Raw genomic sequence first — 11413 nt, 5'->3', positions numbered from 1 at the left:
GAGACAAATAGAGAGAAGGAACTACTTGTTAAATGCTATTTGCTCAATAAGTTCACTGATATTGGTATGGCTAAATTTGAGATAGCTTCATAAATTTATTGTGCGTTACCTACTATCCGAAGAGCGATGCAACAAAGCCCACGCACTGGGATGACAGCAGTCCTACGTCATACCGCGATTCATTCGCGGTATCTCGGCCGCTAACAAGCGCTAACAAGCAGCGGGATACTTAACCATCGTCTACACCGTCATACCGCGATTCATTCGCGGTATCTCGGCCGCTAACAAGAGATCCCGCTAACACGTAGCGGGATGACGAATTACTATCTACACCGTCATACCGCGATTCATTCGCGGTATCTCTTAACATAGATCCCTTACTTAACCGTCATACCTTAACATAGATCCCGCTAACAAGCAGCGGGATGACGGTTGTCGTTTAGCTACAAACATTAAGAAATTTACCAAATAAAAAAAAGGCAAAAGAAGCCCCGTGGTTGGCTAATTACTTACATTATACTTTCAAGTATGGCGTTTTTTTATTCTAAACGCTTAATAACCACGACTCAGCTGCTTTTAAGCTGCAACTAATCTAAATTATAAACATTAAGAAATTTACTAAACAGAAAAAAAGGCAAAAGAAACCCTAGGGTAGCTAATTATTCACTATCCATTTTTTAAGTTGGCGTTTTTTAATGTTTTAAATGCTTTATAAGCGTATTTCAGCTTGTGTAGGTAAAAACCCAGAAATTTGATAAAGACATAGAGTGCACATAGTGCAAAAAATTAAACATGAGACGCCAGATACGTGAGTTTTTTGTCATTTAATCTGTACAGAGAAGATAAATAAATAGCTTCAGTGTTTATGATAAGGGGGCTGGCGGAGTTTGTCAAGTGGTTTTTTAGCCACGTTTCCCTGTTATAATGTTCGTTTGCTTGACCTAAGATCCAGGAGTATTTAAACTGAACTCTATATAGTGTTAAAAATGATAGGAAATCTAAGCGGAATAGTTGATGAAGTGCGCAGTGATCACATAATCCTGAATGTGAATGATGTTGGCTATATGGTGTATCTTTCAGCCAAAACTTTAAATGCATGTTCCATCGGAAGTAGAGTTAAATTACTTATCGAAACCTATGCAAATCACAGAGAAAATGTCGCTCAGCTATATGGTTTTATAAGCAAAGAAGAACAGCAGTGCTTGAGGTTGCTTGTCAAAGTAAGCGGCGTTAGCTATAAAACTGCAATGTCAATTTTGGGCAAATTAACTCCAGAACAGCTATTTTTGGCAATTATGAATGAAGATAAAGTAGCACTCAAGATGAGCGGACTTGGCCTGAAACTCATAAATCGAATCATCACTGAATTGAGTGGCAAAGTGAGTAAACTAGAAATAAATAACAATAATTTTCATCCAATTAATGAAGATGCCCTTTCAGCATTGATCAATCTTGGGTATGAAAAAATGAAAGCTTATGATACGATAAAAAAATACAGGCCAAATCTGGACACTAAGGATATTATTCGCATGGCGCTTAAGGAGCTTTCAATACTATGAAATCAATATCGTGCGGTAAAGAATATACTGAAGATGTGCGCAATATCAACATCAGGCCTGAACAACTTGATGATTTTGTCGGGCAAAAAGACTTAATACAAAATTTAAAAGTGTTTATAAACGCTGCACAGACGAGAACTGAAGCTTTAGATCACGTTTTATTATATGGTCCTCCAGGGCTTGGCAAAACAACTTTAGCACAAATTGTTTCTAAAGAATTAAGAGTTAGCTTTCGCGCAACTTCTGGTCCTTTACTTAGTAAAGCTGGAGATTTGGCCGCAGTGCTTACCACTTTAAATGCAAAAGATGTTCTATTTATCGACGAAATTCATAGATTAAATCGCAGCATCGAAGAAGTTTTATATACTGCTATGGAAGATTTTTGCCTGGACATATTAGTAGGTGAAGGTCCATCTACTCGCACTTTAAGGATAGATCTACCACCATTTACGCTAATTGGAGCAACAACACGGCTTGGATTACTTTCTGCGCCACTCAGAGATCGTTTTGGCATTCCTTTGCATCTTGAGTTTTATTCCTTTGAGGAGCTGGTTAATATTATAAAAAGAGGCGCAAGAGTTCTTTCTGCTGAAATTGAAGAGGATGCAGCACGGGAAATTGCCTGCCGTGCGCGCGGCACTCCAAGAATTGCTTTGAGGTTACTCAGAAGAATAAGGGATTTTGTTGAAGTGAAAGATGATAAAAAAATTACTTATGAAGTCGCTGATTCTGTATTACTAAAATTGGGTGTAGATAAAATGGGACTCAATAAACTTGATATGAATTATCTAAGATTTTTATTCAACACTTCAGGCCCTGTTGGAATTGACACCATATCTATTGCGCTATCCGAAGATGTTGGCAATATTGAAGAAACAGTAGAACCTTATTTAATCAAAATTAGTTTTGTAAAGCGCACACCAAGAGGGCGCGTTCTAACCGATCAAGCAAAGGAGTATTTGAGCTTTCAACATTAAACATCATAATTTATATTGACTAATTGGCGTGGTATCTATATGCCAACATTTATATATTAAAAATAATGGAGGCATATATGTTAACTAATAGCACTGAAACTGTATCTTTAATTGAAACTTCTTCTAATCTAAATATCAGTCCTTCTGATAATAATTCGATTTCGGATACTAAAAATGTACCTAAATCAACACTAGATGAGAACGTACCTAAATACGTCACTCTTAATAATGCAGAAGAATGGAATGAGTTCTTTATAATGCAGAACAACACTTCTACTAATACCACTAATAAAAAGAAACCAAAACCTTATATTCATAAGGATAGTAATGGTATATGTACATATACTGCTCGGGATGAGAATAAATATGGTGGTAAGAACATTATAGGCAAAATTGCTGAACAAATTAAAGAAGAGATATCTAAAAATATAGAAAATAATGATATAGAATTTATAAAACTTAAAGAAAGCAAAAATGAAGATAATATTATTGAGCCTGCCGTAAGAATTGCGATAGGTAGTAATACAAAAGAAATAAGCATGAGTGACATTCTAAATAACGATTTGTGTAAACAATATGGCGTGAAAGCAATTACATTATTGCTACCTCAAAGTAAAGCAAGGGGGCTAAGTTGCCGGGTTGATGAACATGGAACAAGAATTTATGAAGTAGCTAATGGGTCATATCAAATGACTTTAAAGTGGAATGCTCAAGGAAAAGAATGTAATATTAAAATTAATATTCATGATAATGGCTCCGTAGAACTTATTGAGGGTAATGGTGTTACTATGGAGCAATTAGCTGCACATAAAGAAGTAAAAGTAGGAAGGCAATATGAAGCAAAGCCTTTACATGAAGTGTTAGCATCACAATTGCCACAAACACAATTACAACAAAGCTCTGAAGAAGTAAAATTTTTGGAGCAGCATTCAACAAATGTAGAAGACTTGAGCGGCGCATCACAAAAGCATCAAGCTCCTGCTGCTTCAAAATAGGTAAAGTAGTGAAAATTCAGTATAAGTTGCTTGCATCTGCAAGTAACTTATACTTTTATGATGAGCAACACAATACTACCAAGAAATTTCTACGAGCGGCCAACTTTGGTTGTAGCCGGGGAGTTACTAGGAAAGATGCTGAAATTTTCTAACTTTAGTGGAATAATAACCGAAGTTGAAGCCTATATAGGAATGAGTGACCCAGCTTGTCATGCAGCTAAGGGTTATACTAACCGAACCTCAGTAATGTTTGGTATGCCGGGGTTTTCATATGTGTACTTTATATATGGAATGTATTACTGTTTAAATATTGTAACAGAAGCAGAAGGGTTCCCAGCAGCAGTGTTAATACGGGGATTAAAGCTCATTGAACCGCTTGAGGCAAATTTAGGTGGGCCAGGAATATTGTGTAAAAGATTAAATATTACAAAAGAACATAACAAACAGGACCTTACTATAAGCCACGAATTTTGTGTTTATGAATCTCACCTCAAACCAGATTATGTGTGCACTCCGAGAATCGGAATTAGTAAAGGCCAAGAGAAATTTTGGCGGTTTAAAAACTTAAGATCTTGCGTAGACTATTTGCCAATTGGATAATCACCAGTGAAACAAGCATCACAATATTGTGGTGTAGCATTGTTACGCACTTCTCCTTTAACAGCCTGATATAATCCATCAATACTCAAGAAGGCTAGGCTATCTACTCCTATAACTTCCTTAATTTCCTCTACAGATTTATTTGCAGCAATTAAATCTTTGCACTCTGGCGTATCTATTCCATAAAAACAAGAATGCTTAATTGGTGGGCTTGAAATTTTGAGGTGAATCTCTTTTACTCCTGCATCCTTTAGCATAACTATTATATTTGTTAACGTACTACCACGCACTATACTATCATCTATTAAAATTATGTTTTTACCTTTCAAAGTGTGCTTATTAGCATTGAATTTTAATTTTATTCTAACTTTACGTACTTCAGCGGTTGGTTGTATAAAAGTTCTTCCTATGTAATGATTACGAATTATTCCCAGTTCCATAGGTAATCCTGAATGCTTTGCATATCCAATAGCTGCAGGTATTCCAGAATCAGGTATTGGTACAACCATATCTACATTGTTTTTTGGTGGGCTCTCTTCTGCAAGTATTCTTCCTATTTCTTTTCTTGTATCGTATATAGACCTATTCTCCATTATGCTGTCTGGTCTTGAAAAATAAACGTATTCAAAAATACAAAAACTTGATTTTTGCTGTGGGAAAGGAAACATTGAGGCTAGCTTACTACCCGAACTGATGGTAACTAATTCGCCTGGTTCTATTTCTCTAACAAACTCTGCATTTATTATATCAAGAGCACAAGTTTCAGATGCAAGAACGTAAGAACCGTTTAACTTTCCTAAAGCAAGAGGCCTGATTCCAGATGAATCACGTACTCCAATAACTACTTCTTGATTGATTGCAACAAAAGAATAAGCACCTTGTATTTGCTTTAATGCATATATAAAACTCTCTAAAAAGCTATCTTTTTCACCGCTTGCTGTCAGATGCACTACTACTTCTGTATCAATATCTGACTGAAAAACGCACTCTTGTTTAATCAATTGTTCGCGTATCGGAGAAATATTAATTAAATTACCATTATGTGCTATGGCGAAATCCCCAAATTTGCCACTTTTGCTAAACATGGGCTGCACTCCAAACTTATTACCACTTGTTGAGTATCGAACATGACCTATTGCACAATCTCCAGGTAAGGATTTCTTTATTTCATCTATATCATCAAATACGCTGCTCACTTGACCTTGAAAGTGATAAGAGTGCAGCTTATCGTTGTTACTGGTTACTACGCCAAAAGACTCTTGACCTCTATGCTGCAAAGCGTGGAGAGCAAGTATAGAGTTAAAAGCAGCACTTTGGTTGCAACTTATGCCAAATACCCCACATTCCTCACGCATTTCATCTAGCATAAAAACTATTAAGTAAAATTTAATTTTACTTTAGCATAGGTAAAATACAAGCATTTTGTTGTTCATCTGCTTTTATTGCCAGCAATAATCCTATGCATATTAAGCTTGCAGCAGTTGTACTTCCTCCATAGGACAGAAATGGCAATGGGTCGCCTATCACAGGTAAGAGGCCCATTGTCATTCCGATGTTTATAAAGAAATGAGCACTAAAAAAGGCGAAAATGCCGATAGATATCGACTTAGAAAAATAATTTTTCGACCTATAAGCGATAGAGAAAATTATGCCAAGTAATGAGGTATAAAGCAAAATTAAAGCCATGCTACCTAAAAATCCCCATTCCTCACTCAGCACTGCAAAAGCAAAATCTGTACGTTTCTCCGGCAAAAATCCAAGTTGAGTTTGACTTCCGTTAACAAAGCCCTTACCAAGCAAACCTCCTGAACCAATAGCTATCTGAGATTGCTGCGCATTATAACCTATTCCAAGTGGATCCACTGATGAATCCAAAAACGACAATATCCTTTGCTTGTGATAAGGACGTAAAAAAGGCCAAATAGCCGGTACTGCAAAAATGCCAAGCGTTCCACATATTACCGAATGAGATCTTTTTATTATTGCTGTGAATATAATTGATATCCCTATAAATAACATTATCACAGCTGTGCCTAAATTAGGTTGCTTTAACACCAAGAACACGGGTAAGAAAATAATTATAAGTGCCTTAAGCAATCTTTTAAATTCCATCATTTTATATACACTCTGCTTATCAAAATAGCGAGCAAGCGCAAGTATTAAGCCTACTTTTGCAAATTCTGATGGTTGCAAACTAATTGATCCAATTCTTATCCACCTTGTTGCACCCATTATGTGTGAGCCAAAAAAATTCACTACTAATAGCGAAATCACTGCTGCTACATAAAAAAAGTAGGCGTGCTTCAAATAAAAATCTAGCTCTATGAATGACATAGCTATAGCAAGTAGGAAAAAGAAGGAGAATATGACCAGTTGGTGAATCGCAAATGGCACCCACTTTCCTCCAGCAGAAGAGTATTGAACAACAATGCCAACGCAAAACAGCGCTATCACGTTAATGACTAACAACCAATGAATCTTCTTCAGTCTATCCACAATAAAGACCTTATAACCTTAAAGTATAGTAAAATATGAAACAAAGATAAAAATCAAAAAACCAACTTCTCAACTACTAACCGAATTGGAGTGCTATATATTCCAGTTACTACTGTTAAAACTGCCATAAACAATAGACAGAAAAGCATAGGAAATGGCACATCATTAATTTTGTCCGGTGTCATTCCAGTGCGTGACGTTGCATCATTTTCAAAATACATTTTCTCTACCATCTTCCACATATATATCAATGCAAGGAAAGAGCCAGCAGCAAATGTTACAAGGGAAATCCACGCATGAGATTCGATAATTGCTTTCATTATATACCACTTGCTTACAAAGCCATTTGTTAAAGGCACACCGATTAATGCTAAACTGAGTAGAGTGAACGCAAGTGCTGTATAAGGCATTGATTTCTTGAGTCCCGATAAATTCTCTATTTTTGTTGTATCAAATTTGTAAGAAATACATCCTGCAGCCATAAATAAAGATGTTTTTATTATGCTGTGGTTTACTATGTGAAGAATTGCTGCGAATACACCTGTTTTTGAGTTAAAACTCAGTGCTAAAATTATATAACCAATTTGGCTAATACTAGAGTGAGCAAGCAGTCTTTTTATGTCTTTTGCGGTTATTGCAAATATCGACCCAAATATAACAGCGCAAAGTGCGAGGATAATTATCACGTTGCTTAGTGATGGTTTAAATAAGAAGAAATTTTGATGAAAAACAGTATAAAAGATTCTGATGAAAACATATATCATCACTTTTGTCACTGTGCCTGAAAAGAATATGCTAATGAAACTTGGCGCCTCACTATATGCATTAACCAGCCACCTGCTTAATGGAAACAGTGCCATTTTGATTGAGAGACCAATAAAAATGAACAACGTGCCAAGTTTTATGATGTTGTTATCGTGTAATGGAACTATTCTTTCAGCCATGTCAGACATATTGAGCGTTCCAGTCATTGAATACAAGAGCCCGATGCCAAATAAATAAAATGTTGCGCCTATTGTTCCACTAATTAGATATTCAAATGCTGCAACCAAGGCTTTTTTATCCCTTCCCATTGAAACTAATACATAAGAAGAAAGAGATGAAATTTCCAAGAAAACGTAAAGGTTAAATATGTCGTTTGTTACTAGAATCCCGAGCAGTCCGCTTAAGCACAGTAGAAATAGAAAGTAAAAACCAGTGATTTTGTTTTTGCTAATTTCTTTTTCGTTAATATAAAAGCTATAAAGCACGCTAATCAGCGCTATAAAATTCACCAAAGTTAGAATCAAGGAGTTTAACACGTCGATTCTTAACTCTATTCCATACGGAGGAGCCCAATTTCCAAGGTGATAAGTTATAATTTCACCTTTATATGTTTTAATGAGTAGTATTGATGAAATGATAAGAGTGATTGTTGTTGCAATAAAAGAAATAAACCAAGATACCTTGTGTTTCTTGGCAAGAAAGCAAAACATTGATGCAATTATTGGTATAATAACTTGTAAGATTGGTAATTGCATTAAATTGTTGTTAATATATCGTTAAAGTATTAGTATATATAATACTTTTTGTTTTAATACCCTTATGTTATCTAAAATTTGTAACGCAATAAAACGCCTATTACGAAGAGAAGATAAATTTGTAGGAAGAGATGAAAATGGAAATTCTTACTATGAATCAAGTAAAGGAAAAAGGTGGGTTATGTATAGCAGTGTCTCTGAGCCTACAACAGTGCCTCCGGAATGGCATATATGGCTTCACTATACTGATAATGTAGTACCAGTTAATAATAAAAAAAGAAAAGTAAAACATACTCCTAATTTAACGGGTACAAAAGATGCATACTATCCAAACCAAAAAGTGAAAAATTACTATAAAAGCTGGAGTCCTGATAACTAAAGATGCGAAGGTCAAATATACTTGAAATAACCGCTGGATTATTTGTATTAATTTTCACTATTTTTCTGATTTTCTTTGCTATTGATAAGCTATCTTACATAAAGAAAAACTATAAGGATTGCAATAAAATATATGGTCTTTTTGCTAACGCTAACGGTATAGGAGTTGGTGATAGTGTCAAGATCTCTGGTGTAGATGTTGGAAGCATAACTGGTGTATCACTTGACAAAGCTACCTACGTAGCACGAATCGATATGTGTATAAGCAAAGACATAAAATTGCCAATTGATAGTTCAGCTCTGATCACTAGCAGTGGAGTTGTTGGCAGTAAATTTGTTAATATATCACCTGGATCAGATATTAAACTAATCTTGCATGGTGGTAAAATAGAGTATACTCAAGCTGAAGCAAATATGGGTGGAATAATGGACAGAATTCTTGGTATGTTTACAAAGTGAAAATGGCAGGATTCCAAGTATATCCGTTCAGGTAAAGCCTCCTGTAGTTCTAAAGTATTTAAGGAGTTTGCCTTATTTCTTGCCTTTTCTACCGCTTGCTTTGGGGTTTATAGTATAGAAAGTGCCTTAATAGTTGCAGTGCATGTCTATCAATGATAAAATGAAAATTAATTTATTTTGATATTATGATTGGTTTACTGTTTGCCGTACTGTTGTTCCTCTGTGGTAGTGATGCACTTGCAAAACAGGAGCCACGTTCAATAGCTGGAGATAATCACATAAAGGTGATAAATTATAACCCACAAGCTATACATAAGTATACGGGTTTTTATGGTTATCAGTCCAGTATATTGTTTGAACCAGGGGAGGTAATACAAAACCTTTCAATGGGTGATTCAACTGGTTGGCAACTCCTTCCTCAAGGTAATAGATTGTTTATTAAGCCTATAGATGATATTGCCGATACTAATGCAACTATAATTACCAATAAAAGAGTTTATTACTTTGAACTTCATGCTGAAGAAGCAACTGGACTAGATGATCCAAGATTAGCATATGAAGTAAGGTTTCTTTATCCACTATTTAGCAGTGATGAGATTTACACAACAAATAACGGTGATATCTTCGAACAAGCTAGTCATACCATTATTCCTGATATCAATGATATTGAAGTTGTAAAGAAGGGATTAAATTTTAATTATTCCATCTCGCACGTCAAAGGTAGTCAGTCAATAATACCAATTAAGGTTTTTGATGACGGAAAATTTACATATCTACAATTCAATAAAATAAACTCTGATTTTCCGGCAGTTTTTATGGTTGATTCTGCAGGATATGAGTCTTTAGTAAATTTCCGTACAGTTGATAACTACCTGATAATCGAAAGGGTAAGTTCAGTGTTTACCTTAAGGAATGGATCGAGTACAGTTTGCCTATTTAATGAAACCATACCTTTCAAAAAAGGGTAAAGGCTATAATGCCCGAGATATGGGTGCAAAATTTTTTCTATGATGTTCTGTAATTCCATAAAGGCCAATAGCGTTAAGGTGCTCTTTTGTCCCATATCCTTTATTTTTATACCAATTATATTCAGGATGCTTATTATGCAATTCTTGCATAAGCCGATCTCTCGTAACTTTTGCAACGATTGAAGCTGCTGCAATTGATGTACTCAAATTATCACCATTTACTATGGATTTCACTTGCCATTTCACTTCAGGTGGTTGATTACCATCAACTAGTACATAATCTAATTCTAGGTCCAAGTCTATCAACGCACGTTTCATTGAAAGCTTTGTTGCTTGCAAGATATTGTATGAATTTATTTCTTCTACGCTTGCCATTCCTATACCAAATTTTGCAACGGATGTTATTTTTTCATATAGGACTTGCCTACATTGAGGAGTCAACTTTTTCGAGTCGTTGATTCCATCAATAATTGTATTTCTATCAATAAACACTACGGCTGCGGATATTACTGGACCAGTTAGCGGACCTCTTCCAACTTCATCCACTCCTGCTATCACTCCTGATAATTTATTTTCTAATGTAAAGTCTGGGTATTTCATAGGTTTTTATAATAAGAAAGTTATAGTAAAAACTGAACAGATAATAGAAATTATCCAAAATTTCATAACGATTACATTTTCTGACCATCTCTTCTTCTCAAAGTGATGATGTATTGGTGCCATAAGAAAAACTCTTTTTCCTTCTCCATATTTAAACTTTGTATATTTAAAATATGATATCTGAATAATAACAGATAGAGTCTCTATTACAAAGATTATTCCAATAATGGCAAAAAGCATTTCTCTTTTAATTAGGACACTAGTTAACCCTAAAGCCGCACCTACCGACAAGCTACCAACATCACCCATAAATATTTTTGCTGGATGTGTGTTAAACCACAAGAAACTTAGAATAGCTCCTATAAATGCAATGCAGAATAAAGTAATATTCATATCTGCCTGAGTTATATATGCAATTAGCCCCAAAAAAGCAAAGGAAGTGATAACTTGAGTTGCAGCAAGGCCATCCAAACCATCTGTGAGATTCACAGCATTAGAAGAGCCGACAATTACAAACGCAGCAAACGGAACATATAGATAGCCAAAATCTATTATTACTCCTTTAAATAGGGACGTTTTTGTAAAACATTCAGCAGAGTATAGCTTAAGTATAAACACACCAACCAGAGCAACAATAAACTGAATAAGTATTTTGGTTTTTGCACTTAAACCTCGATAGTGATTTGTCTTCAATTTTAAATAATCATCAATAAATCCAAGTAGAGCAAAAAATAGAGTTATCAATATCAGCAGCAAAATTTCTGGTGTTAACTGAGCCCAGAGTAAAATTGGTAATAAAGAAGAAATCAGTATTATTATTCCGCCCATAGGTGGTACATTCTTTTTTGTTATTAAATGACT

The 11413-nt window shown here is 35.1% G+C and carries 12 protein-coding genes; 7 read left to right on the top strand and 5 right to left on the bottom strand.

The window, feature by feature from the left end:
• Positions 1 to 986 precede the first annotated feature (986 nt).
• From ruvA to WG67_RS04810, 4 genes are all read left to right on the top strand, one after another.
• On the top strand, positions 987 to 1559 hold the full coding sequence (ruvA, locus tag WG67_RS04825) for a Holliday junction branch migration protein RuvA (protein WP_070356977.1): 573 nt from the start codon (positions 987 to 989) through the stop codon (positions 1557 to 1559).
• Entirely contained in the window at positions 1556 to 2536 is a 981-nt protein-coding gene (gene ruvB / locus WG67_RS04820; RefSeq protein ID WP_010963048.1) for a Holliday junction branch migration DNA helicase RuvB, read from the top strand. The genes ruvA and ruvB overlap by 4 nt, the downstream gene beginning before the upstream one ends.
• A gap of 77 nt (positions 2537 to 2613) precedes the next feature.
• Entirely contained in the window at positions 2614 to 3531 is a 918-nt protein-coding gene (locus WG67_RS04815; RefSeq protein ID WP_070357064.1) for a hypothetical protein, read from the top strand.
• Between the two features lie 60 nt (positions 3532 to 3591).
• Positions 3592 to 4131 (top strand): DNA-3-methyladenine glycosylase, encoded by a 540-nt coding sequence (locus WG67_RS04810; RefSeq protein WP_038199418.1) that lies wholly within the window; start codon positions 3592 to 3594, stop codon positions 4129 to 4131.
• Here WG67_RS04810 and purF read toward each other — a convergent pair.
• Genes purF through WG67_RS04795 form a run of 3 tightly spaced genes read right to left on the bottom strand, consistent with a single transcriptional unit; the run spans position 4113 to position 8147 of the window.
• Positions 4113 to 5498, bottom strand: coding sequence for an amidophosphoribosyltransferase (purF, locus tag WG67_RS04805; RefSeq protein WP_070356976.1), 1386 nt, complete (start codon positions 5496 to 5498; stop codon positions 4113 to 4115). The genes WG67_RS04810 and purF overlap by 19 nt on opposite strands.
• 25 nt (positions 5499 to 5523) lie before the next feature.
• Complete coding sequence (rodA, locus tag WG67_RS04800; RefSeq protein ID WP_010963045.1) at positions 5524 to 6627, bottom strand: rod shape-determining protein RodA; 1104 nt, start codon at positions 6625 to 6627, stop codon at positions 5524 to 5526.
• 53 nt (positions 6628 to 6680) lie between these two features.
• Positions 6681 to 8147 carry a proton-conducting transporter transmembrane domain-containing protein gene (locus WG67_RS04795; RefSeq protein ID WP_070356975.1) on the bottom strand — a complete coding sequence of 489 codons (1467 nt, stop codon included), beginning with the start codon at positions 8145 to 8147 and terminating at the stop codon, positions 6681 to 6683.
• A gap of 64 nt (positions 8148 to 8211) precedes the next feature.
• Between WG67_RS04795 and WG67_RS04790 the strand changes: the two genes are divergently transcribed.
• From WG67_RS04790 to virB9, 3 genes are all read left to right on the top strand, one after another.
• Positions 8212 to 8526, top strand: a complete 315-nt coding sequence (locus WG67_RS04790; protein WP_007548590.1) for an NADH-ubiquinone oxidoreductase subunit NDUFA12 family protein — start codon at positions 8212 to 8214, stop codon at positions 8524 to 8526.
• A gap of 2 nt (positions 8527 to 8528) precedes the next feature.
• Positions 8529 to 8984, top strand: coding sequence for an outer membrane lipid asymmetry maintenance protein MlaD (gene mlaD / locus WG67_RS04785; RefSeq protein ID WP_010082331.1), 456 nt, complete (start codon positions 8529 to 8531; stop codon positions 8982 to 8984).
• A gap of 185 nt (positions 8985 to 9169) precedes the next feature.
• Entirely contained in the window at positions 9170 to 9952 is a 783-nt protein-coding gene (gene virB9 / locus WG67_RS04780) for a P-type conjugative transfer protein VirB9 (RefSeq protein ID WP_010082330.1), read from the top strand.
• A gap of 3 nt (positions 9953 to 9955) precedes the next feature.
• Here virB9 and WG67_RS04775 read toward each other — a convergent pair whose 3' ends face one another.
• The gene (locus WG67_RS04775) at positions 9956 to 10552 is read right to left on the bottom strand and encodes a ribonuclease HII (protein WP_070356974.1); all 597 of its coding nucleotides are present in this window, start codon (positions 10550 to 10552) and stop codon (positions 9956 to 9958) included.
• A gap of 6 nt (positions 10553 to 10558) precedes the next feature.
• A partial coding sequence (gene mraY, locus WG67_RS04770; RefSeq protein ID WP_458694923.1) for a phospho-N-acetylmuramoyl-pentapeptide-transferase occupies positions 10559 to 11413 on the bottom strand: 855 nt, incomplete at its 5' end.

The organism is Wolbachia endosymbiont of Drosophila incompta (genome assembly GCF_001758565.1).
Taxonomy (GTDB): Bacteria; Pseudomonadota; Alphaproteobacteria; order Rickettsiales; family Anaplasmataceae; genus Wolbachia; species Wolbachia pipientis.
This window is presented reverse-complemented; position numbering and strand designations above follow the sequence as displayed.